General features: G+C 63.5%; 23 protein-coding genes, 1 CRISPR repeat array and 1 riboswitch. Of the genes, 8 read left to right on the forward strand and 15 right to left on the reverse strand.

Annotated elements, in window-relative coordinates:
• Window positions 1-230: 230 nt before the first annotated feature.
• Window positions 231-1,028, forward strand: coding sequence for an RNA methyltransferase (locus tag EBQ26_RS04055; RefSeq protein WP_122237751.1), 798 nt, complete (start codon window positions 231-233; stop codon window positions 1,026-1,028).
• Window positions 1,029-1,222: 194 nt separating this feature from the next.
• Here the strand turns inward: EBQ26_RS04055 and EBQ26_RS04060 are convergent, their stop codons facing one another.
• The 4 genes from EBQ26_RS04060 to rpoD all read right to left on the reverse strand — a co-directional run bounded on the left by EBQ26_RS04060 (window position 1,223) and on the right by rpoD (window position 6,175).
• On the reverse strand, window positions 1,223-1,810 hold the full coding sequence (locus EBQ26_RS04060; protein WP_122237752.1) for a YigZ family protein: 588 nt from the start codon (window positions 1,808-1,810) through the stop codon (window positions 1,223-1,225).
• Window positions 1,811-1,864: 54 nt separating this feature from the next.
• Window positions 1,865-2,425, reverse strand: a complete 561-nt coding sequence (locus EBQ26_RS04065) for a GNAT family N-acetyltransferase (protein WP_238944129.1) — start codon at window positions 2,423-2,425, stop codon at window positions 1,865-1,867.
• Window positions 2,422-3,384, reverse strand: a complete 963-nt coding sequence (locus EBQ26_RS04070) for a DMT family transporter (RefSeq protein ID WP_122237753.1) — start codon at window positions 3,382-3,384, stop codon at window positions 2,422-2,424. Before EBQ26_RS04070 ends, EBQ26_RS04065 begins: the two co-directional genes overlap by 4 nt.
• Window positions 3,385-3,547: 163 nt before the next feature.
• Complete coding sequence (gene rpoD / locus EBQ26_RS04075) at window positions 3,548-6,175, reverse strand: RNA polymerase sigma factor RpoD (protein WP_122237754.1); 2,628 nt, start codon at window positions 6,173-6,175, stop codon at window positions 3,548-3,550.
• 360 nt (window positions 6,176-6,535) lie between these two features.
• Between rpoD and ppk2 the strand changes: the two genes are divergently transcribed.
• Window positions 6,536-7,666, forward strand: a complete 1,131-nt coding sequence (ppk2, locus tag EBQ26_RS04080; protein ID WP_122237755.1) for a polyphosphate kinase 2 — start codon at window positions 6,536-6,538, stop codon at window positions 7,664-7,666.
• A gap of 81 nt (window positions 7,667-7,747) precedes the next feature.
• Here the strand turns inward: ppk2 and EBQ26_RS04085 are convergent, their stop codons facing one another.
• Both EBQ26_RS04085 and ubiA read right to left on the reverse strand, forming a co-directional pair.
• Window positions 7,748-8,335 (reverse strand): cytochrome b, encoded by a 588-nt coding sequence (locus EBQ26_RS04085; RefSeq protein ID WP_122237869.1) that lies wholly within the window; start codon window positions 8,333-8,335, stop codon window positions 7,748-7,750.
• Window positions 8,336-8,505: 170 nt separating this feature from the next.
• On the reverse strand, window positions 8,506-9,387 hold the full coding sequence (gene ubiA / locus EBQ26_RS04090) for a 4-hydroxybenzoate octaprenyltransferase (RefSeq protein WP_122237870.1): 882 nt from the start codon (window positions 9,385-9,387) through the stop codon (window positions 8,506-8,508).
• Between the two features lie 231 nt (window positions 9,388-9,618).
• Window positions 9,619-9,753: riboswitch (TPP riboswitch) on the forward strand.
• A gap of 117 nt (window positions 9,754-9,870) precedes the next feature.
• On the opposite strand from ubiA, the gene thiC reads away from it, so the two are divergent.
• Complete coding sequence (gene thiC / locus EBQ26_RS04095; RefSeq protein WP_122237756.1) at window positions 9,871-11,760, forward strand: phosphomethylpyrimidine synthase ThiC; 1,890 nt, start codon at window positions 9,871-9,873, stop codon at window positions 11,758-11,760.
• A gap of 60 nt (window positions 11,761-11,820) precedes the next feature.
• Window positions 11,821-12,072, forward strand: a complete 252-nt coding sequence (locus EBQ26_RS04100; protein ID WP_122237757.1) for a hypothetical protein — start codon at window positions 11,821-11,823, stop codon at window positions 12,070-12,072.
• 160 nt (window positions 12,073-12,232) lie between these two features.
• Here EBQ26_RS04100 and glmS read toward each other — a convergent pair whose 3' ends face one another.
• The gene (gene glmS, locus EBQ26_RS04105) at window positions 12,233-14,152 is read right to left on the reverse strand and encodes a glutamine--fructose-6-phosphate transaminase (isomerizing) (RefSeq protein ID WP_122237871.1); all 1,920 of its coding nucleotides are present in this window, start codon (window positions 14,150-14,152) and stop codon (window positions 12,233-12,235) included.
• Between the two features lie 171 nt (window positions 14,153-14,323).
• Between glmS and EBQ26_RS04110 the strand changes: the two genes are divergently transcribed.
• Window positions 14,324-14,824, forward strand: a complete 501-nt coding sequence (locus EBQ26_RS04110) for an Lrp/AsnC family transcriptional regulator (protein ID WP_122237758.1) — start codon at window positions 14,324-14,326, stop codon at window positions 14,822-14,824.
• Between the two features lie 36 nt (window positions 14,825-14,860).
• A CRISPR array of direct repeats spans window positions 14,861-16,049; the repeat unit is 29 nt; unit sequence CGGTTCATCCCCGCGTGTGCGGGGAACGC.
• Between the two features lie 67 nt (window positions 16,050-16,116).
• On the opposite strand, the gene cas2e is transcribed toward EBQ26_RS04110, so the two are convergent.
• From cas2e to casA, 7 genes are all read right to left on the reverse strand, one after another.
• Window positions 16,117-16,413 (reverse strand): type I-E CRISPR-associated endoribonuclease Cas2e, encoded by a 297-nt coding sequence (cas2e, locus tag EBQ26_RS04115; RefSeq protein WP_122237759.1) that lies wholly within the window; start codon window positions 16,411-16,413, stop codon window positions 16,117-16,119.
• Window positions 16,414-16,428: 15 nt separating this feature from the next.
• A complete protein-coding gene (gene cas1e, locus EBQ26_RS04120) occupies window positions 16,429-17,316 on the reverse strand; it encodes a type I-E CRISPR-associated endonuclease Cas1e (protein WP_122237872.1) in 888 nt (295 codons plus the stop codon).
• A 64-nt stretch (window positions 17,317-17,380) separates the two neighbouring features.
• Window positions 17,381-18,043: a type I-E CRISPR-associated protein Cas6/Cse3/CasE gene (gene cas6e, locus EBQ26_RS04125; protein ID WP_122237760.1), complete on the reverse strand. Its 663-nt coding sequence runs from the start codon at window positions 18,041-18,043 to the stop codon at window positions 17,381-17,383.
• The gene (cas5e, locus tag EBQ26_RS04130) at window positions 18,040-18,810 is read right to left on the reverse strand and encodes a type I-E CRISPR-associated protein Cas5/CasD (protein WP_122237761.1); all 771 of its coding nucleotides are present in this window, start codon (window positions 18,808-18,810) and stop codon (window positions 18,040-18,042) included. The genes cas6e and cas5e overlap by 4 nt, the downstream gene beginning before the upstream one ends.
• Window positions 18,807-19,862, reverse strand: coding sequence for a type I-E CRISPR-associated protein Cas7/Cse4/CasC (gene cas7e, locus EBQ26_RS04135; protein ID WP_122237762.1), 1,056 nt, complete (start codon window positions 19,860-19,862; stop codon window positions 18,807-18,809). Before cas7e ends, cas5e begins: the two co-directional genes overlap by 4 nt.
• On the reverse strand, window positions 19,859-20,509 hold the full coding sequence (gene casB, locus EBQ26_RS04140; protein WP_122237763.1) for a type I-E CRISPR-associated protein Cse2/CasB: 651 nt from the start codon (window positions 20,507-20,509) through the stop codon (window positions 19,859-19,861). Before casB ends, cas7e begins: the two co-directional genes overlap by 4 nt.
• Window positions 20,506-22,098: a type I-E CRISPR-associated protein Cse1/CasA gene (gene casA / locus EBQ26_RS04145; protein ID WP_122237764.1), complete on the reverse strand. Its 1,593-nt coding sequence runs from the start codon at window positions 22,096-22,098 to the stop codon at window positions 20,506-20,508. Before casA ends, casB begins: the two co-directional genes overlap by 4 nt.
• 221 nt (window positions 22,099-22,319) lie before the next feature.
• Here casA and EBQ26_RS04150 point away from each other — a divergent pair, with 221 nt between their 5' ends.
• Together EBQ26_RS04150 and EBQ26_RS04155 are read left to right on the forward strand one after the other, a co-directional pair.
• Window positions 22,320-22,529: a type II toxin-antitoxin system VapB family antitoxin gene (locus EBQ26_RS04150; protein ID WP_122237765.1), complete on the forward strand. Its 210-nt coding sequence runs from the start codon at window positions 22,320-22,322 to the stop codon at window positions 22,527-22,529.
• Window positions 22,526-22,906 (forward strand): type II toxin-antitoxin system VapC family toxin, encoded by a 381-nt coding sequence (locus tag EBQ26_RS04155; RefSeq protein ID WP_122237766.1) that lies wholly within the window; start codon window positions 22,526-22,528, stop codon window positions 22,904-22,906. Before EBQ26_RS04150 ends, EBQ26_RS04155 begins: the two co-directional genes overlap by 4 nt.
• A 43-nt stretch (window positions 22,907-22,949) precedes the next feature.
• Here EBQ26_RS04155 and cas3 read toward each other — a convergent pair whose 3' ends face one another.
• Complete coding sequence (gene cas3 / locus EBQ26_RS04160) at window positions 22,950-25,688, reverse strand: CRISPR-associated helicase Cas3' (protein WP_122237873.1); 2,739 nt, start codon at window positions 25,686-25,688, stop codon at window positions 22,950-22,952.
• A 181-nt stretch (window positions 25,689-25,869) separates the two neighbouring features.
• Here cas3 and EBQ26_RS04165 point away from each other — a divergent pair.
• A protein-coding gene (locus tag EBQ26_RS04165) for an IS5 family transposase (RefSeq protein ID WP_122237022.1) occupies window positions 25,870-26,665 on the forward strand; the annotation gives its coding sequence in 2 pieces (ribosomal slippage) (window positions 25,870-26,132 and window positions 26,131-26,665; 798 coding nt in all).
• Window positions 26,666-26,685 lie beyond the last annotated feature (20 nt).

Consider the following 26,685-nt stretch of genomic DNA (forward strand, 5'->3'; position numbering starts at 1 on the left):
TGTTTGAGGGCGGCGCTTGGGGAGTCGGCGCAAAGGCGCTCCCGGGCAGGCTGGGCGCAAGGCGCGGGCATGATAGCGTCAGTCGCGGCACTGGCCGGGCGGCCTCTGGTGTTTATGCGTGCCAATGCCACCCCTGCACGCGCTTTCTGTTGCAAGGCTGCCGTTTGAAAGCAACGGCTTGCTGGCCCGCCTGGGCCTGAGTTTTTTTGTTTCCCCTTTTCTTCTCTCGCATGAAAACCCGTTTCATCCTGATTCAAACCAGCCACGCCGGCAATGTGGGCGCAGTGGCGCGCGCGATGCGCACGATGGGCTTTGACGATTTGGTGCTGGTGGCGCCGCGCTGGCCCGATGTGTTGCGCATGCCGGAGGCGATCGAGCGCGCCAGCGGCGCCACGGAGGTGCTGGCGGCGGCGCGCGTGGTGCCGCGCCTGGAGGATGCGCTCGATGGCGTGCAGCACCTGTGTGCCACGGCGATGGTGGCGCGCGATTTTGGCCCGCCCACTTGCACGCCGCGCACGCATTTCACGCAGTTGATGGCGCAGGCCAGGGCGGGCGAGGCGGGCCTGCCTTCGGTGGCGTTTTTGTTTGGCAGCGAGCGCTACGGCATGCGCAATGAGGATGTGTACCGCTGCCATGTGGCGCTGCAAATCCCCAGCGATCCGGCGTTTGGCTCGCTGAACCTGGCCGCTGCGGTGCAAGTCATTGCCTACGAATGGCGGCTGTGCCTGGATGCGCTGGGCCTGGCGCCGTATGCGCCCCAGGGCGATGCGGGCGGGGTTGCAAACGCACAGTCCGACGCGGACACCCCCGCCGATGCGGCCACGGTGGCGGCGATGCTGGAGCATTGGCGCCAGGGCCTGGAGGCCATTGGCTATCTGGACCCGCAAGCGCCCAAAAAGCTGATGCCGCGTTTGCAGCAGTTGTTCAACCGCGCCCGGCCCACGCCGCAGGAGATTCACATCCTGCGCGGCATTGCCAAGTCCATGCTGTACACGGCGCAGCAGGCGCGCAAGGGGGATGGGGCGTAGGCTGGCGCTTCCTCTTCATGATTTTTACAGATCAAAAAGATAAAAAATCACCCTGTTTTGGCATGATGGGCAATGCATTGGATTTTCATTGAACTGGAATTTTGCAAGCTCATCTTTTGCCATTCAAAGGATAAAAAACACCCTTGTTTCGGCAAGCCCAGCCATCGGTCGCATTGCCTTTGAACTGCAATACGTCACAACTCCAGCCACTGCACACTGCCTTGCGTGGCGTCGTTGATGGCTTGCTGCAAAGCAGCGGCTTCGCTTTCGCGCACGCTGGCCTGCATGCGCACCCGCGCGCCGTGGGCGGTTTCGAGCAGGCTGGCCTGGCGCTGCTCCAGCAGGCGGCGCACCAGCCCTTCTTGCGCGTAATCGACGGCAAAAGCCAGCGTCACCACTGCTTGCAGCTCGATTTTTTCGGCATGCAACAGGGCCTGGGCCACGGTGTCGGTGTAGGCGCGCACCAGCCCGCCCGCGCCCAGCTTCACACCGCCGAAATAGCGCACCACGGTGGCCAGCACGCCTTCCAGATGCTGATGGCGCAACACCTCCAGCATGGGGCGACCGGCCGTACCCGCTGGCTCGCCATCGTCCACCGCCGCCGACTCGCCCCCGGCCATCAAAGCCCAGCACACATGGCGCGCCTGCGGGTGCTGCTGCCACAGCTCGGCCACGATGCTTTGCGCCTGGCTGCGACCGCTGACGGGCTGCACACAGCCAATGAAGCGGCTTTTCTTGATGACGATTTCGCTGTGAACGGGGCTTTTGAGAGTCTGGCGCATGGCGGTGGCAAGAGTTGAGAGGGCATTCCAATACAAGCAGCATGGAGGAGTCGCTCAATGCCCACGCCGCGCCGCCAACGCCCGCGTGAGGTAGCGCGCGCCCGCGCCATAGCCGCTGAGCTTGTGCGCCATGCCGGGCAAGCTGCGCGCAGGTTCGGCGTAGCCTTGTTTGCGCCAATACCCCACGGCGCTCTCTAGCGCCACCAAGGCGGCCTGGCGCAAGCCCACGGCCTGCGCGTGGGCGGCAGCGGTGCGGTACAGCGCCTGGCCCACGCCCAAACCTTGGCAGTGGGCGGCCACGGCGCAATCGTGCAAAAACCAGGTGGTCGCGGGGCTGGGCAAGGTGTGCAAAGGGGCGTTGAGCGCGGGCGGCAAGCCATCTGCCCAGGGGTAGGCAATGAGGTAGCCCAACAGGGGCGCGCTGGCGGGTGCAAAGGCGGGCGCGTTGGCGGGCCGCGCCACCCAGCAAGTGCTGGGCGAGAGGGCCAAACGGTTGCGGAAAAACGCCGCATCTTCCAGCAAATGGGCGGGGTAGGCGCTGGCTTGCACGGCCAGCACCTGGGCGATGTCGCTCAGGTGCATGGGGGTGATGGTGTAAGCGGGCTGGGGCTTCATCGGCGCGGCTCCTCTGTGCGATTGGCGGCGGCGCGCTGGCGCAGGCTGGGTGCCATGCGGCCGAAGTGCATGACCAGCATGCCCGCCACGGCCAGCGCCGCGCCGGCGGCCAGGGAGATGTGCAGGGCCTCGTCCAGCCATAGCGCGGAAAAGCCCATGCCGAAGATGGGCACCAGCGAGATATACGCCGCCGCGTTACCCGCCCCCAGCGCTTTGACGCCAGCAAAAAACCAGGCGTAAGCCAGCACGGTGGCCAGCGCCACAATCGCCAGCAGGCTGGCCCAGCCCCGCGCCGGGGCGGCCCACATGGCCGACCACGCGCCCGGGCCTTCAATCAGCCAGGCGCACAGAAGCAGCAATACCGCCCCGATCAGCGATGTGACGGTGACGGTGGCCAGGGCCTCCATGCCTTGCAGCTTGCGGCCGATCAAGGTGTAAATGGCCCAACTGGCCACACAGCCCAAGATCAGCCCCTCACCCAACCCCAGCCCGCCCGCCAGCGCCTGCATGGGATGGCCCTGGGTGATGGCCCAAATGGCGCCCACCACCGTCATGCCCATGCCCAGGGCGATCCAGAGGTTGAGCCGCTCCTTGAACAGCCAGGCCGCCAGCAGCAGCGTGGCCACGGGGTTGAGGGTGATGAGCACGACCGCCTTGCTGGCGGGGATGCGTTGCAGCCCCAGCATGAAGAACACGGCGTACATGCACACGCCCGTGGCCCCTGCGGCCAGCAGCCATAGCCACTGGCGCGCGGGCAAGCCGCGCAAACTGTGCGTGCGCCCGCTGTGGCGCAGCCAGAGAAACAGCAGCGCACTGGCGAGCAAAAACCGCAGCGCCGAGGACGTCAGCGGCGGCATGGTCTGCGTCACGATCTTGGCCCAGGGCCAGGACGCGCCCCAGACGGCGGCCATCGCCAGCAGCCGCGCATGAATGCCCCAGGGGGCGGGGGTGGTTTGCATGGGTGGGGGGTGATTCGCGCAAAGGCAAGGAATTACCGAAATTCCAATCAAAAGAAAAATAACTTCAACCCTATCATACCGAAACAAGGTGATTTTTTATCTTATTGATTTGAAATAAAAAGGCGGCAAGCCTTGGAGCTGCCGCCTTGCTGCACCGACGCGCTTACGACTGGTTATCCAGGAAGCTGCGCAACTTGTCCGAACGGCTGGGGTGCTTGAGCTTGCGCAGCGCCTTGGCCTCGATCTGGCGGATGCGCTCGCGCGTGACGTCGAACTGCTTGCCCACTTCCTCCAGCGTGTGGTCGCTGGTCATCTCGATGCCAAAGCGCATGCGCAGCACCTTGGCCTCGCGCGGGGTGAGCGAGTCGAGGATGTCTTTGACCACATCGCGCAAGCCCGCCTGCATGGCCGCATCCACGGGCGCGGTGTTGTTGGTGTCCTCGATGAAATCGCCCAGGTGGCTGTCGTCGTCGTCGCCGATGGGGGTTTCCATCGAGATCGGCTCCTTGGCGATCTTCATGATCTTGCGGATCTTGTCCTCGGGGATCTCCATCTTCTCGGCCAGCACGGAGGCATCGGGCTCATAACCATGCTCCTGCAAGTGCTGGCGCGAGATGCGGTTCATCTTGTTGATCGTCTCGATCATGTGCACCGGGATGCGGATGGTGCGCGCCTGGTCGGCGATCGAGCGCGTGATGGCCTGGCGGATCCACCAGGTGGCGTAGGTCGAGAATTTGAAGCCACGGCGGAACTCGAACTTGTCCACCGCCTTCATCAGGCCGATGTTGCCCTCCTGGATCAGGTCCAGGAACTGCAAGCCGCGGTTGGTGTATTTCTTGGCGATGGAAATCACCAGGCGCAGGTTGGCCTCGGTCATCTCCTTTTTCGCATCGCGCGAGGCTTTCTCGCCCGCCAGCATGCGCTTGTTGATGTTTTTCAGCTCCTCCAGCGGCACCACCACGCGGCTTTGCAGCTCGATCAGGCCCTGCTGGATTTCCTGCACGTTGGGGATGTTGCGGCCCAGGATGTCGCTCCAGGCATGGCCGCCCGCCGCTTCCTGCTCCACCCATTGCAGGTTGAGCAGGTTGGGCGGGAACTCGTCGATGAAGCGTTGTTGGGGCATGCCGCATTTGTCGACCACGATGGATTTGATCTTGCGCTCGGCATCGCGGATGGATTTGACCTGCTCGCGCACCATGTCGCTGAGCGTGTCGATGGTCTTGGCCGTGAAGCGGATGCACATCAGCTCGCGCGTGAGCGTGCGCTGCTGCTCGTTGTACTGCTTGGAGCCCCAGCCGTGCTTGTTGTAGATCTTATGCAGACCCTCGAACAGCTCGCGCAGGTGATCGAAGTGCTCCATGGCCTTGTTTTTCAGCTCCTCCAGGCGCTTGGTCATGGCCTTGGAGCCGCCGCTGCCGTCATCGTCGTCGTCCTCGTCGAACTCGTCGAAGTCCTCCTCGGCCACGAAGTCGTCAGCCTCGTCGGGATCGACGAAGCCATCGACGATGGTGGTAATGACGACCTTGCCCTCACGGATGTCCTCACCCATGTCGAGCACCGCCGCGATGATGGCAGGCGAGGTGCTGATGGCTTCCATCATGTCCTGCATGCCGCCTTCGATGCGCTTGGCGATCTCGATTTCGCCCTCGCGCGTGAGCAGCTCCACCGTGCCCATTTCGCGCATGTACATGCGCACGGGGTCGGTGGTGCGGCCGAATTCGCTGTCCACGTTGGAGAGGGCGGCCTCGGCTTCTTCCTCGGCTTCCTCCTCCGTCGTCACGTTCTGACCGCTGTTGGTCAGCAGCAGCGTTTCGGCATCGGGCGTTTGCTCGTACACCTCCACACCCATGTCGCTGAGCAGCTTGACAACGACTTCCAGCGTCTCGGCCTCCACCAGCTTGTCGGGCAGGTGGTCGTTGATTTCGCCGTGGGTGAGGTAGCCGCGCGTGCGGCCCATCTTGATCAGCAGCTTCAGCCGTTCGCGCCGCTCGCGGTCTTCCTCCTCAGTCAGCACGCTGTCGTCCAGGCCAAACTCCTTCATCAAGGCACGCTCTTTGGCCTTGCTGATCTTCATGCGCAAAGGCTTGGCTTTTTCGGCGCCATCCTCGCCGCTGTCCTCACTGGCGTCGGTGGCTTCGGCGTCTTCCAGCTCGTCGCCCAGGTCTTCGTCCAGATCCAGATCGCTATCCACGTCCAGATCGTCCTCATCGTCAAAGCTGGCGCTCTTGCCTTTGCCCGCCTTGGTTTTCTTGGCCGATTTTTTCGCAGCAGGCGCCTTGGCGGCTTTGGCCTTGGGCGCTTTTTCCGCTTTGGCCTTCTCTGCTTTGGCCTCTGGTGCGGGGGCCTCGTCGGCGGGGGCCGACTTGGCGGATTTAACGGATTTGGCGGCCGCCTTGCTGGCCTTGGCGGTTTTGGCCACTTGGGCGGTCGGCGCGACGACGGCCTCGTCCTCGACCTTCACAGCCGTTTTGGCCGCGGCTTTGGTTGCCGTTTTTGTCGCCGTTTTTGTCGCCGTTTTAGCGGCCGTCTTGGTGGCCTTGGCCGCTGCTTTGGCTGGCGCAGGCGCTGGCGCGGCCTCTGTCGCCAAGTCGGCTTTGGCGGCCGTCTTGCGCGCGGTGGTTTTGGTGGTGGTTTTTTTCTCTGTCACAGTTTTAGACGTAGAGGGTTTGGAGGGCGCTTTCCCCGCAGCCTTGCTCACTGGCTCGTTGGCAGTCTCTGTGGCACTGGCTTTGGCGGTGCTGGCAGCCTGGGTTTTGGAGCTGGATGCAGTGGTTTTCTTACTGGTAGCCATGGCGCAATCTCGTCAACGATCCGAACAAAAACACGCTGCACCCAACACCCATCGGGCACAGCCTATGCAGAGAAAGAAAGCAGAAGGGCCTGCGCGGACTGCATGCGGCACGCGTAAAGGCCGCTTCAAGGCGAGCCTCCCCTTGAAATCTGTGCAAGCAGGGAAGGCCAGGCGGGCAGAGGAAGGGCCTAAAAGCAAAGGCGGTGCATCGAATCTGCGCCGCCCGGATTTTCAGGTTCTACCTCTCTTGCTGAAGGCATAGGATTATACCGGCCACCCCGTTTTTCAAGGGGGGATGCCATGCCCCGGGAGGATAATTGCCGTTTTAAATCACAACCAGAAAACAGGAGGTTCCCCCCTATGGCCACACCCCGCAAATCCCGCCCTACCCCCCCAGCGGGCGAACCCACGCGCCGCGCCCGCCAAGGCGATGTGGCGCCCACCAGCAGCGTGCGCGCCACGGCAGCGCACGTTGGCAAGGTCGCCGCCCAGGCGCGGCAATCGGAGCTGACGCAAACGGTGCAAGGCATTTTGACCAGCGCCGAGCCAGCCAAGGAGCGGGCTTCGGCGCTGCGTGCGCTCATCGATGGCGCGGCGCCCGACGACCGTGAAATGCTGCGCAAAGCCCTTTTGCTCGAGCCGGCCGCATCCTGCGGGCGCGCCAACCCGGACGAGGAGCTGGCCGAAGGCTGGCGCGATGGCACCTACCCCTACAAAAACCTGCTGCGCCGCAGTGTTTACGAGAAAGAAAAGTTCAAGCTGCAAGTGGAGCTGCTCAAGCTGCAAGCCTGGGTGAAGGAGACCGGCCAACGCCTGGTCATCCTCTTTGAAGGCCGCGACGCGGCGGGCAAAGGCGGCACCATCAAGCGCTTCATGGAGCACCTCAACCCCCGTGGCGCGCGCGTGGTGGCGCTGGAAAAGCCCACGGAAACCGAGCGCGGCCAGTGGTACTTCCAGCGCTATGTACAGCACTTGCCCACGCGCGGCGAAATCGTGCTGTTTGACCGCAGTTGGTACAACCGCGCCGGGGTCGAGCGCGTGATGGGCTTTTGCTCGCCCGAGGAGTACGCCGAATTCATGCGCCAGACGCCCGAGTTCGAGCGCCACCTGGCCCACAGCGGCGTGCACCTGATCAAGTTCTGGTTCTCCGTCAGCCGCGAGGAGCAGCGCCGCCGCTTCAACGAGCGCCAGGCCCACCCGCTCAAGCAGTGGAAGCTCAGCCCCATCGACATGGCCTCGCTGGACAAGTGGGATGACTACACCCGCGCCAAGGAGGCCATGTTCTTTGAAACCGACACCGCCGATAACCCCTGGACGGTCATCAAAAGCGATTGCAAAAAGCGCGCCCGCCTGAACGCCATGCGCTACGTGCTGCACAAGCTGCCCTACGCCAACAAGGATCTGGAGCAAATCGGCAAGCTCGATCCGCTCATCGTCGGCCGCGCCCACGTGGTGTACGAGCGCGGCGAAATGCCGGGCATGGTGTTCTAAACAGAGAGAGTCTCACTGCCCTTTTCCCCATAAACAAACCAGCCCGCTTTGGCGGGCTGGTTTGTTTATGGGGAAAAGGCTTTAGCGCATCGGCCCGGCCATCTTGCGCAGCGTGTCGTCCTTGAGCCAGAAGTGGTGCACCAGCGCCATCGCCGCATGCCCCACAATCAGCGCCAGCATGGCCCAGCCCAGCAAGCCGTGCAGGCTCATATCCAGCGCATCGCGGGTGCTGTTCACCCATTGCACCCACTCGGGCTGCTTGTGCCCGGCGGGCAGCACGCTCCAGCCCAGCCAATCGAAACCGCGCCCGCTGCCATAAGCGCGCATCAGCGCCAGCGCGGGCACGGCCAGCATCAGGGCGTAGAGCAGAGCATGCCCAGCCTTGGCCGCCCAGGCGATCAGCCCTCGCCCGTGCGACGGACGGCGACGCCACTGGCTGGCCGCCCAGAGCAAGCGCAGCAGCGCCACCAGCAGCAGCGCAAACCCCATTGGCGCGTGGCTGCCCACCAGCCACGAATCGCGCGGCCCCCAGTCCAGGACGACTTTGGCGCCCATGCCTAAAAACTGCCAAAAAAAGAGCAGCACCATGCTCCAGTGCAGCAGGCGGCTGATGCGGCCGTAGCGCGCGGGGGAATCAAGCCAGGGATTGAGGGTGTTAGGGGACATCATGGATTCGGCATTCAAACATGCAAAGGCGCATCGGATTGCTTGGCGCACCAAAGGTTCCGCACGCAACAAATTTTAATTTCTCAATCAAATGTAAAAATTATTTTATTACCATCATGCCGAAATAAGGCAATTTTTTATCCCTTTGAAATAAAAAATAACCCCAACCCGCATCAGCCCCACGCATAGCCTGCCACGATGCCTGCAAACAGCGTAAAGCCCAGCCAATGGTTTTGCGTAAAGGCGCGAAAGCACCCTTGGCGCTGGCGCGGGCCAATCAAACGCCAATGCCACAACACCTGCGCCGCCGCCACGGCCAGCGCCAGCGGCCAGGGCCAGCCCAGCCCCTGGCCGCGCAAAGCCCAAGCCCAGCACAGCAAAAACAGCCCATAGGACAGCACGATGGCCGCCACATCCCAGCGGCCCAGGGTAATGGCCGAGGTGCGGATGCCCAGGTGCAAATCGTCGTCGCGGTCCACCATCGCGTACTCGGTGTCGTAGGCAATCACCCAGAACAAATTGCCCGCCAGCAGCCACCAGGCCAGCGCGGGCACGCTGCCTTGCACGGCGGCAAAAGCCATCGGGATGCCCCAGGAAAACGCCACGCCCAGCACCGCCTGCGGCATGGAGAAAAACCGCTTGGTGTAGGGATAGGCGATGGTGATGAGCAATGCAGGCACGGCCAGCGCCACGGCGGCCGCCTGCGTGGTGAGCACCAGCGCAAAGGCCAGCAACGTCAACACCAGGCCGACGGCCAGCGCCTCCTTCACCGACACGCGCCCGCAGGTAACGGGGCGCTGGGCCGTGCGTTTGACGTGGCGATCGAAACGCCGGTCGGCCACGTCGTTGATGCAGCAGCCTGCGCTGCGCATCAAAATCGTGCCCAGCGTGAAAACGGCCAGCAAATGCCAGCCGGGAAAGCCCCCTTGCGCCACCCACAGGGCGCTGAGCGTCGGCCACAGCAGCAGCAGCCAGCCCGCAGGGCGGTTCCAGCGAATCAAATCAAGATACAGCCGCAAGCGCTGGCCGTGCGAAGAAGCAGGGATGGTGGACATGGGGCGCGAGAATAGCAGGCGCAGCACGCACGCCGCACGGCGCGGCGGCCAGGCTTGGCGGTCTGCCCGGCGCGGCGGCATTGCCACTATTTCAATCAAAGGAAAAATCATTTCATAATTATCATGCCGAAACAAGGCATTTTTTGTTCCTTTGATCGATAAAAATAAGCACCCTGACTGCGTACAGGATTTCCCCCAAGGTGCAAAACATGCGGCGGGCGATATGATGCGCGCCGCACTCCGGGGTGCGCGCCTGCAAGAGCCTGTTGCCAAAACCTGCTCCCTAGGCGCGCTGAGATGGCCCAGGCCGAACCCGTCAACTTGATCCGGTTAGTACCGGCGTAAGGATGAGCTGGCAGCCGCCAACGCGGCCCATGCAGGCTTGGCCCTTGGGCCTTGCGCCGGCACTGGGCCAGGGCCTCCGGGGTGAACAACGGCTTTCCCCCAGTTTCTCCCATCTGTTTATCCCAACAGCGAGGCCCCATGAACGCACCCGAAAAACACTCATCCCTCACGCAGTTGCTGGCGCTCACGCGCGAGCCGCTGCCCGCCTCCAGCAAAGCCTATCTGCAAGGCTCGCGCGCGGACATCCGCGTGCCCGTGCGCGACATTCAACTCACCAACGGCGCGCAGGCCAGCGTGTACGACACCAGCGGCCCCTACACCGACCCGCAGGCGCAAATCGACGTGCGCCGTGGCCTGCCCGCGCTGCGCCAGGCGTGGATCGAGGAGCGCGGCGACACCGAAACCTACGCCGGCCGCCTGGCCCACATCCTGGACGACGGCGGCAAGCACGAGGGGCGCGATGCCGAGCGCATCGCCCAACTGCGGCAGGAAGCGGCCGGGCTGCAACGCCAGCCGCGCCGTGCCAAGGCTGGAGCCAACGTCACGCAAATGCACTACGCACGCCAAGGCATCATCACGCCGGAGATGGAGTACATCGCCCTGCGCGAGAACGGCCGCATGGAGTGGCTGCGCGAGCACCTGGGCGATGCCGCGCGCGAGGCGCGCCGCCGGGGCAACCCGATGGGCGCGGTGATCCCCGACGTCATCACGCCCGAGTTCGTGCGCGACGAAGTGGCGCGCGGGCGCGCCATCATCCCGGCCAACATCAACCACCCGGAGATCGAGCCGATGATCATCGGCCGCAACTTCCGCGTGAAGATCAACGCCAACATCGGCAACTCGGCCGTGACCAGCAGCATCGAGGAGGAGGTGGAAAAGCTCGTCTGGTCCATCCGCTGGGGCGGCGACACGGTGATGGATCTGTCCACCGGCAAGAACATCCACACCACGCGCGACTGGATCATCCGCAACAGCCCCGTGCCCATCGGCACCGTGCCCATTTACCAGGCGCTGGAAAAAGTGGGCGGCATCGCCGAAGACCTGACCTGGGAGATCTTCCGAGACACGCTGATCGAGCAGGCCGAGCAGGGCGTGGACTACTTCACCATCCACGCCGGCGTGCGCCTGCCCTTCATCCACCTCACGGCCAATCGGGTGACGGGCATCGTCAGCCGCGGCGGCTCCATCATGGCCAAGTGGTGCATCGCGCACCACAAGGAGAGCTTCCTCTACACCCACTTCGAGGAAATCTGCGAAATCATGAAGGCGTATGACGTCAGCTTCAGCCTGGGCGACGGCCTGCGCCCCGGCTGCGCCTCGGACGCCAACGACGAAGCCCAGTTCGCCGAGCTGCGCACCCTGGGCGAGCTGACGCAAATCGCCTGGAAGCACGACGTGCAAACCATGATCGAAGGCCCCGGCCACGTGCCCATGCACATGATCCAGGAGAACATGACCGAGCAGCTCAAGCACTGCCACGAAGCGCCGTTCTACACCCTGGGCCCGCTGACCATCGACATCGCCCCCGGCTACGACCACATCGCCTCGGCAATAGGCGCGGCCATGATCGGCTGGATGGGCACAGCCATGCTCTGCTACGTCACGCCCAAGGAGCACCTGGGCCTACCCGACCGCGATGATGTGAAGCAAGGCATCATCGCCTACAAGATCGCCGCCCACGCCGCCGACGTGGCCAAGGGCCACCCGGCCGCCCGCGCGCGCGACGACGCCATCAGCAAGGCGCGCTTCGAATTCCGCTGGGAAGACCAGTTCAACCTCGGCCTGGACCCGGACACCGCGCGCGACTTCCACGACGAAACCCTGCCCAAGGACTCAAGCAAAACCGCGCACTTTTGCAGCATGTGCGGCCCCAAGTTCTGCTCCATGAAGATCACGCAGGAAGTGCGCGACTTCGCCGCCGCCAAGGGCTTGAGCGAAGCCGAAGCCTTGAAAGCTGGCATGGATGAAAAATCCAAGGAATTCGCCGCCGGCGGCGGGGAGGTCTATATCCCGATCCAGAAGGCTTGAGCGGTCTTGGTCGGGCCTTGATCGGGCTTTGATCGAGCCTACTGACAAAGCCGCGCCCGCATGGTCATCCTCGCCACCACCCGCCAGGGCTTTGAATCGTTGCGCGCCCTGATCGACACCGGAGCGCATCCGGTGTGGGGCGGCGCCAGCGTGCTCACGGTGGGAGAAATCCAGTCCTGGCGCGCGCGGGGGCTGGATTTGACCGTATTCGACCACGACATCGACCCGCGCCACCCCGGCCAACTGGCCGCCGCGCTGGACACCGTGGCCGAGCACCACCCTGGCGAAGTGCTCTGGGTCGATGCCCGGTGAGCTGGGCCAGGAAGATAGACTTTTTCATCAATGCCGGACGGACAAACGTCCGACCTCAACCCAATTTATAAATCAAAGGAAATAAAATACCCATGTTTCGGCAACATGGTATTTAACTTCAATTTACCTTGATTGAATAAATCCAGATTGGCGCAGCCACTCACTCCACCGTCACGCTCTTGGCCAGATTGCGCGGTTTATCCACATCCGTGCCGCGCCCCAAGGCGGTGTGGTAGGCCAGCAATTGCAGCGGCACCACGTGCAGGATGGGGCTGAGCATGCCGTAGTACTCGGGCATGCGGATGGCGTGTACGCCCTCGCTGCTTTCGATCTGGGTGTGGGCGTCGGCCAGCACATACAGCACGCCGCCGCGCGCGCGCACTTCCTGCATGTTGCTTTTGAGCTTTTCCAGCAAGGCATCGCCCGGCGCGACCACGACCACGGGCATGGCGCTGGTCACCAAAGCCAACGGGCCGTGCTTGAGTTCGCCAGCGGGGTAGGCCTCGGCGTGGATGTAGCTGATCTCCTTGAGCTTGAGCGCGCCTTCCAGCGCAATGGGGTAATGCGCGCCGCGCCCGAGGAACAAGGCGTTGTCCATGCGCGTGAAGGCTTGCGCCCAGCCCATGATTTGCGGCTCCAGCGCCAGCACGGCCTGCACGGCGGCGGGGATGTGGCGCAGTTGCTGCAAATGCTCGGCCAGTTGGGCCTCGTCCAGCACTTCTTTGACTTGCGCCAGCGCCAGCGCCAGCAGATACAGCCCGGCAAGCTGGGTGGTGAAGGCTTTGGTGGAGGCCACGCCAATTTCCACCCCCGCGCGCGTGATGTAGGCCAGCTTGCATTCGCGCGCCATGGTGCTGGTGGCGACGTTGCAAATGGTCAGCGTGTGCGCGTGGCCCAGCGCCTGGGCGTGGCGCAAGGCGGCCAGGGTGTCGGCCGTCTCGCCCGATTGGCTGATAACCAGCACCAGCGCTTTGGGGTTGGGCACGGATTCGCGGTAGCGGTACTCGCTGGCGATCTCCACCTGCACGGGGATTTTCGCCAGCGCCTCAATCCAGTATTTAGCTACCAGACCACTGTAGTAACTGGTGCCGCAGGCGAGGATAAGCACGGAATCGACCTCGCGGAAGACGCGCCAAGCGCCATCGCCGAACAGCTCCGGGCTGATGGAGAGCACGTCGGTAAGGGTGTCGGCCAGCGCGCGCGGCTGCTCGAAAATCTCCTTTTGCATGTAGTGCTGGTAAGGCTCCAGCTCGGCCGCTGCGGCGAATGCCTGCACGGTTTGCACGGGCCGCTGGGCGCCATCAAGCGGTCGGCCTCGGGCATCGGCAATCCAATAACCGCCAGGCTGCAAATCCACCAGATCGCCCTCCTCCAGATAGACGATCTGGTCCGTAACCCCCGACAGCGCCATGGCATCGCTGGCCAGAAAATGCCCAGGCGCCCCGCCCTGCCCACCTGCCACCAGCCCCAACACCAGCGGCGAACCCGCACGCGCGCCCACCAGCCGTTGCGGCTCGTTGCGGTGAACCACCGCCAACGCATACGCGCCGCGCAAGCGCGCCACCGCCGCGCGCAGGGCCTCGAACAAGTCGCCTTCGTACAGGCTGTCGATCAAGTGGGCGACGACTTCGGAATCCGTCTCGCTGCTGAACACATAGCCCTTACCCGCCAGCTCCGCGCGCAAACTTTCGTAGTTTTCGATGATGCCGTTGTGCACCAGCGCCACGCGGGCATCGCTCTCTTGCAGCGGCGCGCCAGGCGCATGCGGGCCAAAGCTGAAATGCGGGTGCGCGTTATCCACCGAAGGCGCGCCGTGCGTGGCCCAGCGGGTGTGGGCGATGCCGGTACCGGCCTGCAGCCCCTCCTGCTGCGCCTGCGCTTGCAACTGCGCCACCCGCGCCGTACTGCGCGCGCGATGCAAACCCTGCCGCTGCTGCGCGCGCCCTGCCGCGCCCCCGTCCGTCTGGCCATGCACTGCCAGACCACACGAGTCGTAACCGCGGTACTCCAATCGCTGCAAGCCTTGCAGCAGCACCGGCACCACATCGGCATGCGAAACGCCACCCACAATCCCACACATAAAGAACTCCTTATCACACAGCCACATTGCCCACGCCAAAGCCACGTAGAGGCAATCGTGAAGGGATAGTAAGAAGATTGACGTGAAATTTGTATTCAAAAATCAATTGAAATTGGAATGAAAAATCACCAATTGATTCTCATGAATTTTTTATTCATAAAATCATTTTTTATGAAATTTTCCATTGACTCAACCGATCTAGCCATCCTCGCCATCGTGCAGGACGACGCCAGCCTCAGTAACCAAGCGCTGGCCGAGCGAGTAGGCGTTTCGCCCGCCACATGCTTGCGTCGCGTGCAGCGTCTGCGTGACGCTGGTGTACTGGAAAAGGAAGTGGCCATCGTCAACCCCTGGGCGCTGGCCAAAGCCACAGGGCGGCCCCCCGCCATCACCTGCATCGTCGAAGTCAGCCTGGATCGACAGGACAGCGCCGCCCAACAAGCCTTTGAAACAGCCGCACTGCAACACCCTCAAGTGCAGCAATGCTGGCGCGTAGCGGCTGGGCCCGATTTCGTGCTCATCATCAGCTGCCTGGACATGCCCGCGTGGCACACCTTCAGCCAGGCTTTATTCACCCGCGAAAACAATGTGCGCAACATCAAAGCCTATTTCGCCACCCACCGCGCCCGCTGGAACAGCGCAATACCGTTACCACATCTGAAAAGGCCGTGATGTTCGGCACCGCCATCCACGTAACTCGTGCCATCGCGACTCATCCCCGCGTGTGCGGGGAACGCTGATTTCCACGCACCGCGGCAGCGCCAATTTCTGGTTCATCCCCGCGTGTGCGGGGAACGCGCGGGAGCACCTGCTGCACGGCGGGCGAGCAACCGGTTCATCCCCGCGTGTGCGGGGAACGCTGAGGTGTTATGGGTTTATTTGTGATTCTTGCCGGTTCATCCCCGCGTGTGCGGGGAACGCGCCTGTTTTGATGGCGCGCGCGAGTTCTTCGGCGGTTCATCCCCGCGTGTGCGGGGAACGCGGTTCCTCGCCCTCAATTTCACTGTTTTTATCCGGTTCATCCCCGCGTGTGCGGGGAACGCTTGCTGCTGTCGAAGCGGCTGCCGCTGCTGCTCGGTTCATCCCCGCGTGTGCGGGGAACGCCTCGATGTTGTCAAGAACGGGTTTTTCGAAGACGGTTCATCCCCGCGTGTGCGGGGAACGCCGGCTGTCCGGATCCTCCCCCCCTGACGACTACGGTTCATCCCCGCGTGTGCGGGGAACGCAGAATCAATCCCAGCGCGGACAGCCCATCGGTCGGTTCATCCCCGCGTGTGCGGGGAACGCCGCGGTGGATACGCTGTTTTTTGTGGATCCGCCGGTTCATCCCCGCGTGTGCGGGGAACGCGTTGACGGGGACGTATTTGCCGCTGGCGGTGACGGTTCATCCCCGCGTGTGCGGGGAACGCCCCAGTGAGGCATGGAAATCCTGTGGACGACCCGGTTCATCCCCGCGTGTGCGGGGAACGCGATGCGTTGCGCCGTTCTGGTTGTACGCATATCGGTTCATCCCCGCGTGTGCGGGGAACGCTTGTTCATCGCTGCTGCGCTGTTGTAGCGCGCCGGTTCATCCCCGCGTGTGCGGGGAACGCCGTTGTGAGTGAGCGGGCCCATCAGTAAATGCCGGTTCATCCCCGCGTGTGCGGGGAACGCCACACAGGTTGGCGGGCATTCCGAATTTGTCGCGGTTCATCCCCGCGTGTGCGGGGAACGCTGCCTAACCGCATTTATGCGCGCATTGTTTTTCGGTTCATCCCCGCGTGTGCGGGGAACGCGATCACGTCTAACCCCGGTTGGTGTTGATGAACGGTTCATCCCCGCGTGTGCGGGGAACGCGGCTTTTGAGGTGTTCGAGGTCGTCGATTTCGCGGTTCATCCCCGCGTGTGCGGGGAACGCTCTTGGCGTAACTGGTTGATCTTAAAAATGAAAATCAACCCGAAAAATTCTACCGATTTTCAGCTTGTCAAAGAACAGGTGATTCGGGGTGGAAGGCGACCAGCTGCAGGCCGTCAAATTCCACTGGCAAGCGACGGTTGGGACCGAGGGTTTGGAATTCGTAACCGGACTCGTTCGGGCTGGCCCAAGCCATGACGACATTGCCATCTTCGTGACCGGCTTCGAGTTGTTGCCAGATCATTTCCCGGGTGCGGCGTGAGACATTACCGATATAGACCCCGGCACGCACTTCCAACAGCCAGATGGCCAGGCGGCCGCGCAAGCGGGGTGGGATGTTTTCGGTAACGACGGTCAAAAAGGCCATGGCGCTTATCCATCGCTACTGGCTGCGATGACCGGCATCACCCAGCGATTCGGGGTTGGGGATGGCGGGCGGCACAGCTTCGGGCGGGGCTTGTGGCGGACTGATTTCGCCAGCAGCCAGCACTTCCTCAATGGTGGGGATGATGCGCCCCAGCAGCTTGCTGCTGCGAAACAGGTCACGGCAGGCCAGCCGTACTTCGCGCTCGGGCTGCGCGGGGGACTTGGCGGCGATGCGAAAGGCCAGTGGCACGACAGTTTCAAATTTGAACAGGTCGGCAATGTCGTACACGAAAGACAGCGGCTTGCCGGTGTGGATAAAGCCCACGGCCGGGGCGTAGCCGGCTGCCAGTACGGCGGCTTCGGTGATGCCGTAGAGGCAGGCCGTAGCCGCAGACAAGCAGCGGTTGGGGATGTCGGCGGCGTCCCAGTCCTTCTGGTCGTAGTTGCGTGCGCGCCAGTTGACGCCGTATTGCCGAGACAGCAGTTTGTAGGTTTCGCGCACACGGGCGCCTTCGATGCCGCGCAATTGCTCCACACTGCGACGTTGCGGTGCGGGCTCGCCAAAGCGCAGCTCGTACATTTTGCGCACCACTTTCAGGCGCAGCTCATCATCCAATGCCAGCTTGGCCTGATACAGTAGGCGGTCGGCGCGGGCGCCGCCGGGCTGGCCACTGGCATACAGGCGTACGCCGGATTCGCCCACCCAGACCAGCAGCGTGCCAACGACGGCGGCCAGATGCGCGGCGGCGTGCGACACCCGCGTGCCCGGCTCCAGCATGATGCAGGCCACCGAGCCAACCGGGATGTGGGTGCGCACGCCGTTTTTGTCGATGACGACAAAGGCGCCATCCAGCACGTCAATCTGGCCGTACTGGATGAAAATCATCGAGATGCGGTCTTTCATCGGCAGGGGCTTGAGGGGTGGCAGCAGCGGGCTGGGCATGGTGCGTCAGGGATTTGGAACGTGTCTAGACCCGCTTGAGCAGCAGCAGGCCGCAGCCAAAGCCTTTGCCGTGACCGACGCCGCTGAGCAAGGCGGTTTTCAGTTGATCGGCATCACTGACTTCGGCCACGCCCTGGTAGTCGAGGCTGGAGAACTCGATCGCCTGGCCTTTGCGTCGCAGACGGTGCTGGGCATAGGCTTTTTGCAGCACGCTGGCCGGGTCGATGCGCAGGCCCCAGTGCGGGGCGCGTTTGAGCAGCCAGTCCAGACCGGCTTGGTACAGATGCTGCGTCAAGGCGGCCTGCTGTTCGGGCGTGGCGCTGCGTTTGGCATCCATCAGCACGTCGTGGCGCTGGGCGCGGCCATCGGGGCGACGGCGGCTGACGACCGGGTTGGCGCGCAGGTCAAAGTGCAGCGCCTCGCCAGTTTGCAGTGCGGGGGCGTAGGGTTTGGTCTGAATCTGGAACAGGCCATCGGTGTCCAGCGGCGGACGGGCGGAGACGATGTAATAGCTGCGCGCATCGTCCAAGCGGCGGAAGAGAAAGTCTCTGGGCAAGCCGTCGCCGGGGAACAGCCGCCAGATCAAGGCATGGTCGCGATAGGCCTCGCCCTGGCGAGCCAGCTCGCGCAGCCACGGGCTTTGATGCAGGCCGGGGAGCAGGCGCACCCGGGAAAAGTAATGGCTCATGCGGCGGCGCCTCCTTCTGCCAGTGCCACCCATTCCCGGCGCGGGGCGAATTGCCAGCGGCTGCGGGAAAGGGGCTGGTCCTGCCGCAGGTGGTCAAAGTCTGCGGGCATGCCTGGCGACATGCCTTCTTCCCAGTAATAGCGCAGCTGTCCCAGCCCAAAGGCATGACGATCCCGCGCCGTGGGCCAGTCTTGCCGGGGCGTTTTGTAGTCCAGCAGCGCCATCGGTGAAGGGAACTGCGCTGCGGCAAATGCCGCGTGCAAATGCTCGGCTTGCACCAATTGCGGCAGCATTGGCAAGGCCAAGGGGCAGGATTTGCGCCCCAGATACAGGACAAAACGCGGCTGACGCAGCGCTTGTGCCAGCTCGGCCAGGCTGTGCGGCGCTTGCGGCAGGGCTTCGATGGCGATGGTGGCGATGCTGTCGCAGCGGTATTCGCGCTGCGACAAAAGGGTGCCGACCTTGTCCGCTGCCAGCGATTGCCGGCGCGAGCGGAAACGCTCCTTGCGCCGCGGCTCGCCCATCTGGATGGTGTGGTAGTCGCGCAATGGCGAGCCACTGGCGAGCAGCTGGATGCCGAAACGATAGCCCTGCGCCAGTGCCGTCTGTGTCGCATCGTCACGGCGCTCGATGCCCAGCGCAGCGCCTAGCAGCCCCAGCAGCGCCGAGCGCGAGGGCTGCACCGCCGAGTGCCGCAGCTCGCCAACCGCGATCTCGCCCCAACTGGCCAGAGCACCATACAGGCGTATCAGCAAGTAGTCGGTCATGGTTTTGCCTCGTCGCCATCATCCGTTGCGATGAAGTCCAGCAAGTCCTGCATTGAGCCTGTACCAGCAAGCACGTCGAACTCGCAGCGGGCATCGGCACAGGCGCCATACACCGCATCCATGTTGTCGCGCACGCGCTGCAGGGCGGCAGTCGCTGCACTGGGGTAGTCGTCGTCCGTCACGGGTTTGACGAAGGCCAGCGACAGCGAGCGCGGCTGCTGCGCCCCTTTTTCTGCCAATGCGTAATGGGCGTAGGCACGGCTGGCATAGCTGTTTTGCTTACCGGTAGGGCCAACGGTCAGCACCGCCTGCGCCAGTGCGCGCAAGGCTTTTTGCGTCAGCGCCTCGTCACCGCCCAGGTTGCTTTTCAGCAGGTCGCGGTCGATGCAGACATACTGGTAGAACACGGCGGCGGCAAAGCCGCTTTCACCAATATGCGCAGCGCCGGGGTCGCTTTGATTGAGATCGTCCACGGCGGTGAAGTAATCGTCCTCGATCGGCGAAGCATGCACACCGATGGCGTGGGCCACTTGCACCGCCGCCTCGCCATTCATTTCTGGCTTGGCGGCCAGCATGCGGCCAAACATGGCCACGTCCACTGCCGTATGGGCGTGCAACAGCCCGTCCAGTTCATCGTCGGTAGGCGCGCGTTTTTCCTGCGCCAGTGTGGCGACCAAGGCATCCAGACTGCCGCGCTCTTCGGGCGCGATGTGCACCAGTTGTTCAATTTCCAGCGGCTTGTCCTTCTTGGCGGCGCCATAGACCTTGGCAATTTGCTCAGCCCAGGCGCGTGCCTGCTTCTCTGCAATACCTGCCTTGATCAAAGCATCAAACACTTCAACACCCAAGCGCTTGGTACGGATGCCAATGCTGCCCGCCAGCGCCTGCTGGAATAGCTCTGACGTGCGCCAGGCGCGCTTGAGGCTTTGCGAGGAAATGCGCAGCCGCTCCACCCCGCCGAGCTTGGCAGTTTTGGGGTTGCCGAGGTCGTCGCGGTTGAGGTTGGCCGGCGGATAGGAAATCAGCGTGTGCAGTTGAATGAAACGGGTCATGGATGGTTCTCCTCGGTGGATGCGGTGTCTGCGGGCAGCGCCGGAGCGGCTTCGCCTTGCTCCTTGGCGTTCAGGTAATAGTCAAAGGCCCAGTGAAAGCGAATGCGGTCGCTGGCGCGCGGCCTGCCATGTTCAAGATCGAACTGCCAGGCCAAGAGGTCATCGGCCAAGCGCGCCACGTCGGCCGCGCCATCAGCCAGCTTCACGGCACGCCGCCAATGCGTGCACAGTTCGGGCAAGGCCGTACAACGCAGCATGGCCTTGAAGCGAAGCTCGGACATGGCTTCGTGCTCGCCTCCGGCAGCCTTGCCCAAATGCCAGGCCAGACTGCGACCATCTTGCGTATCGTTCTTGATACAGGCCAGCACGGCGGCCACCCAGGCCAGGCGCTCGTACGTCAGCGGGGCATCGGCCAGACGCTCGTGGCTTCGCTCGATCAGGCCATGCGCCAGCGCGAACACGGCGGGCTGCACCAATAGCGCACCGGCCTGCCGGCAACGCCGCAACTGCGCCCGCGCCCCGCGCCCCAGCCGCGCCAATTCACCCTGCGGCGGGGCTTCGCCTTCTGCCAATGGCTGCAAGGCGCGCCACCAATCGCGCACCCAGGCGCGCTGAGATTCATTCAATCGAGGTTTGGGAGGCTTCATGCGGCAATCTCCTTGCGGCGGCTCTTGGCTTGAGCCTTTTTCTGTTGATGGTTGACGAGCGCCCAAAGCGGCTTGAGCGCCCGGCTGTTGTTCAGACTTTTTGTCAACTGGGCGCGTGCTTCCACGACACGGCGCATGTCTAGGTCTTCCTCCGGCGCGGCCAGCGCCCATTGGTCGAACAGCTCCAGCACCTGCGCATACGCCTGTTGCAACCACTGCCGGTAAATCCCGGCCAGGGCGGCGCGGCTTTCGAAGTCATGCTGCGCCAGCCGCGCCAAGCTGCGGTAGAACAGCGGCTCGCTGGCCTGCCAGAAGCTCTGCAAAACCGCCGGCTCGGCGCCGGCATCGCCCGGCCGCTTGAACCAGGCGGCCTTGACCTGTTTGTGCAAGGTCTTGGCCATTTCATCAGCGGCATCCAGCAACTGTTTGACGCTGCGGGTAAAGGGCTGGAGCAGCTCCGGCGCCAACGCATGCACCGGCAGGGTGCTGTCGTACCAGCACAGCGCCTTCATGTTGGAGGTGGCATAGCCAAAGCACCACAGCAGCACGTCGGGCTGGCGCACTTCGGTGTTGAAGTGGCTGACCACGCGTGCTGCGGCGGGCCGCTGGTCTTCCGTGCCCAGCACCAGCCCCAACCAGTCGCGGTAGCCACGACCGGCCTGGTGACCCTTGCTGGAAATCGGCGGCTTTTCGCCCTTCTTGTCCAGGTAATAGGGCGTGAGCGGGTGCTGCCATGTGCCGGTGTAATTGGTGCCGCCGTGGCGATGGCGGTAGTGCCGGATCAAGGGCACATCCTGCGCACCGCACAGCGAACAAACACCATGCGCCTGCGCCGTGCCGGGGCCGATGCGGATGCGGATGCGGCGCGGCATGCTCCACCAGGCTTGCAGCGGGTGTACGGTTTCCGGGGTCGTGTCGCATGCCGCTACGCCTTCACTGATGCGCGTGGCCTTCATCCATGGCAGCACATCGCCCAGATCGGTGACTGCGGGATAGCCCAGCGCATCCTGCGGCAGCACATTCAGCCAGAGCTTTTGCCACAGCGTGGCTGACTTGTCGGCCGGCAACAGCAACGTGGTCAGCGGCCCGCCGCCGCGCAGTGAAGTGCGGATACCGCGCCCACCCGAAGGCGCATTGATTTGCAGCGTAAACAGCGCCTGCGCAAAGCAACTTTGGCAAAAGCCGGGCGCATCCACCGGCTTGTTGAAGTACAGATTGCTGTCCGAGCCGGCATCGATCAGCAGTTCGGCTACCGAAAGCGTGTTTGCCTCTTCCACCAGGGCGAAATCCTGCATGAAGGCCGGGCCATCGCCGTGCAGCGCGAAGGCATGGGTATAAGGCGCGAAAGCCTCGGCCAGCGCCTCGCGGCTGGGCGAGTTGGCATAGCGCTCGCGCCATTGCCCGACATCACGCGGGGCATAGGCCAGTTGCAGCAGGCCGATCAGCAACTGGTAACTCGCCCCCCGGAAATCCGGGCGCAGCGCCACGATGTCCAGCAGCTCCGCATCGCCCACCTCCAAAGGCGATATCCGCCGCGCATTGCCCGTGCGGCTGCGGCACGTCAACCATGGGTCGTTCAACAGGTGCATACATGTCTCCAGAATGCGTGGCGAAAATTTATCATATCCCTATAACCCTAGAACACTTTATATAATTCAACCTGCCCTGCATAAGCGGGGATGAACCGTGTTCCAGGGTCTTTTTGCCTGACACGTTGATGATGTTCCCCGCGCCAGCGGGGATGCATTTTCCACCCCCTGCGATCTTCAAATATGATGAATATTCGCATCAATATTGATGAGGAAGAACCATGCGAACCACCGTAACCATTGATGACGCGCTGTACCAGCGCGCACTGGAAGTGGCCGACCCGGCCATGGACAAGGCCGATTTGTTCCGTGAGGCCATCCAGATGTTCGTGCGCGTGCAGGCGGCCAAGCGTCTGGCGGCGCTGGGCGGCAGCGCGGTGGACATGCCCGACATCCCGCGCCGCCAGGCACCTGGCGACCAGCCCCAATGAGTGGCGTACTGGTCGATACCTCGGTCTGGGTGGCGCATTTCCGGACAAGCCAGCCGGTGCTGGGGCAACTGCTCGCCATGGATCTGGCACTGAGCCATCCATTGGTGATCGGGGAGCTGGCCTGCGGCACCCCGCCACGCAGGCGCCAGACCTTGCAGGATCTGGCCAGCTTGCGCCAGACGCAGCAAGCCAGCATCGAGGAGGCCATGGCCTTCGTGGAACGCCATGGGCTGTATGGCAAGGGCTGCGGCCTGGTGGATATGCTGCTGCTGGCCTCGACCTTGCTAACCGATGGCGCCCGGCTGTGGACGCTGGACAAGCGGCTGGCCAGCCTGGCACGTGAGCAGGGCGTGCTGTTTGACGACAGGGCGCGCTGAGCGCCACACGCCATGCAGGCAGCCATCAGCCCCGCCCAGCCCCTCACCACTGCAAGCCCGCCTGCCGGTCGTAACGCATCAGCCGTGCATGGCCATCGTTGTCGATCACGCGGGCATGCAGCCCTTGGCCTTCGTCCAGCAAGGGCAGGATGAAGGCCGGCGATTCCAACAGACGGCATTGCTGGCGCAGCGCTTCGATGGCGCGGCCAAAGCGTTGTTGCCAGTCGGGCGCCAGCGCCTTGGCGCGATGGGCGTGGATGCGCACAGCGGATTGCTCCCAGGCATGGGGGTCGCCCGCCCGCAAGGGCTGCAAGGCGCCTGCGTGCCAGCGCGCCAGATACACGGTCAAGGTTTCGTCGCCCAGCCGGGTCGGCACTTGGTCATCCTCATACCAGCGCGCGCTGCTGTCCATGCAGTAGCCCTTGGCCAGATCCAGGGCATTGAAGCGGGCCTGGCTGTGCATGGCCAGATCCTTGCCGATTTGATCGCTGAAGGCTTTGCGCAGCGCCTCGGGGATGGCTTCGTCGGCGGCGCCATAGACGGCCTCCACCAGACTGCGCACGGCACTGGCCTGCCCCAACTCGCCCGGCGTGGTGATGCCGCCAGCCGCCTGCAGGGCGCGTGCGCCCAGCCACAGCTTGCCGCTGTCGGGATACACATGCCGAGCCTTGGGAAACAGTGCGGCATACCAGTCGGCGCTTGGCGCGTCCACCGGCTCGGGGCTGAGCAGATGCAACACCGGCGGCGGGCGTTGCTCAATGCCATCGGCGGCAAGGTCGCCGTTGGCCTGCCGAGCGTGGCGCTGCAAGCGCCCGGCGCGCTGGATGAGCAAATCGATCGGTGCCAGATCGCTGACCATCACATCCACGTCGAAATCCAGGCTTTGCTCGAGGACTTGCGTGCCGATCAGCACCCGTCCGCAGCGCTGGGCATCGCCCGATGCCTTACCGAAGCGCGCCAGCACATCGACCTCGATATCGAGCCGGTCGCCCATGGCATAGCGGCTATGGAACAGATGCAGTTTTTCCGCAGGCAGTTGCGCGCCCAGTTGCTGAAAGGCGCGGCGGGCATCGTCCACGGTGTTGCGAATCCAGGCCACACAGTACCCGGCGCGCGCCTGCTCGACGATCAAGGCCAGCACGGCTTCTTCGCTGTGGTGCAGCCGCACCTGCACATGGCGGCGCAGTTGCGGCCGGGTGGCGCAGGCCTGCACATGCAGCGCGCGTCCGGCCTGGATGGTCAGCGGATAGCGCATATCGGATACGGGCAACGGAGTCGGCAGCTTCAGCCCCCGATGCCATGCCGCCAGCAAGGCATCACGCGTACCCAGCGGCAAGGTAGCCGACAGCAAAATGGCGCTGCCACCCTGGCTGGCATGGGCGCTCAGCAGGGTTTGCAGCAGCGCCATCATGTAGGGGTCGTAGGCGTGTACTTCGTCGATCAGCAGTACCTTGCCACACAACCCCAGAAGGCGCAGCGACTGGTGCCTTGCCGGCAGCACCGCCAACAAGGCTTGATCCAGCGTGCCCACACCCACTTCGGCCAGCAGCGCCTTTTTGCGGTGGTCGGCCAGCCAAGCATTGCATTGCAGGCTAGCGCTGCGCTCATCCGGCGCATAACGGCCATCCTCGGCTTGCTCGCGCGGCTGCAGCACGCTGTGGCGAAAATCCGCCAGCAACTGCCGCGCGCCATGCGCCAGCACCAGCGAGGGCATGGCCTCTTGCGCATACAGGCGCCGATATACCTGCCCGACGCGCTGGTACATCTGGTTGGCCGTCGCCATGCTGGGCAGGGCGAAGTACAGGCCATCGGCCTGACCGGCCTGCATCAGGCGCTGCGCCAGCATCAGCGCGGCCTCGGTCTTGCCCGCGCCGGTTACATCTTCCAGCACGAACAACTGCGGCCCGTGCTGCAACGGTACGCAGGCGGCATAGTCTTGCAGCGGCGTGGGCGTGTGCAGGTAGTCAAACAGCCGCTGCGGCAGCGACCAGTGGCGCACGGCTGCTCCGGCCAATCCCGCTTCTGTCACGGCACGGGCTGCCTGCGCTTGTGCCATGTCCCAGTAATCAGCCAAGGCCAGCGGCGCGCTGCGATACGGGAAGTGATCCTGGTTGGAGCCCAGCCAGTCGGCCAGCACCGCCAGCCCGGCCAAGTGCCAGGCGTGCCGTCGCAAGATGGACAGCGCGCCCGTGGCAGGCCTGGGCAGCGCCTTGTCGGCGCCGAGAAAAAGCGGCGTGATCGCGTCGATGAACGCCAGTGCAGCGCGCCGGTCGCTGGGAAAAAAGTCATCGCCGGTATCGGCCTGCAAGAGGCCGCCGCCTGCGGTTTCCAGCGGCGGCTGGCCGTGATGACCACTGACACAGCGCATCCACACCGCCCAGAAATCCTGGTCGACCGGCGCCAGCCCGATAGGTAGACGCGAAGCTTCAGCCAACTCACGCCACAACCACCAGCCCAGCGTGTCATGCCGCCGCCGGTATGGCGGGGCATCCTCACAGTCCACCAGATCCGGTGAAAGATCGGGCCTCAGTCCCTGGAAGGAGCGCGCGAACTTGCCCAGATCATGCAGCGCCAGAAACCAGAGAAACACCGATTCGGCCTGCTGCCGCGGCCAGCCCAATTCATCAGCCAAAGATTGCAGTGAAAAATGCGGCAAGGCCAGCAAGCGCTGACCGCAAGCGGCCACATCCAGCGCATGGAAGGGCAGCAAGTGATACGCCGCATCGCCACCCGGCCTGGGCATGGCCTTGCCCCAGTAGGCAAAGTATTGCTCTTTCAGCATGTGCATCCATTCAAAAAACAAGGCAGGCATTGCCACTGTGCAATGCCTGCCTTTGCCTTTCAAGAATCTCTGAAATCCCTCAGCGCCTGTTCACGATCTCGGCGCCAGCGCGAGTAGTCAAGAGATCGTGAACCTAAGAGCCTGTTCAAAATCTTTTTGCCAATTTGTTTATGCTCTTTGCATGAGAGCGAAATACCCAAGCGACATCAGCCCAGAGCAATTTGAGCATGTGCGCCCTTTGCTGGAGAGCGCACGCAAAAGCACCCGCCCGCGCACGGTGGATCTGTATGAGGTGTTCTGCGCCGTGCTGTACCTGCTGCGCACAGGTTGCCAATGGAGAGCTCTGCCGAGTGACTTTCCCAAATGGCGCACCGTACACGCCTACTTCCAGATCTGGAGCCAGCCCAATGAACAGGGCGCCAGCTTGCTGCAGCAGGCTTTAAAAAAATCAAGTTGGCGCGGCCCGCGAGAAACAGGCGCGCAACGCATGCAGCGCCTTCTTGATCGTGGACGCACAGAGCGTCAAGGGCAGTGACACTGCCGGCCACAAAGGCTATGACGCTGGCAAGAAGGTTTCAGGCATCAAACGTCACATCGCCGTCGATACTCAAGGTCTGCCCCACGCCATTGCCGTGACGACTGCAAACATCACAGACCGCCAAGGCGCACTACAGGCACTCCAGCGCTGCCAACCTGCATGCAAGCGCGTACAAGGCCTGCTGTGTGACAGCGGCTATGTGGGCAAACCTTTTGCACAGGGTGTGCAAGCCATTTTGGGCGGGCACGTCAACGTGCAGATCGCCAAGCGCAGTCAGTTGCACACCTTCAAGGTGATGCCCAAGCGCTGGGTTGTGGAGCGCAGCTTTGCCTGGCTGGAAAAGAACAGACGCTTGTGGAAGAACTGCGAGCGCCTGCTCAATACCAGCTTGCAGTTCATCCACTTGGCTTTCCTGGCGCTCATCCTCAAAAGATTTTGAACAGGTTCTAAGGCCCGGGC

It is taken from the genome of Allofranklinella schreckenbergeri (assembly GCF_003703475.1).
GTDB classification, from domain to species: Bacteria; Pseudomonadota; Gammaproteobacteria; order Burkholderiales; family Burkholderiaceae_C; genus Lampropedia; species Lampropedia schreckenbergeri.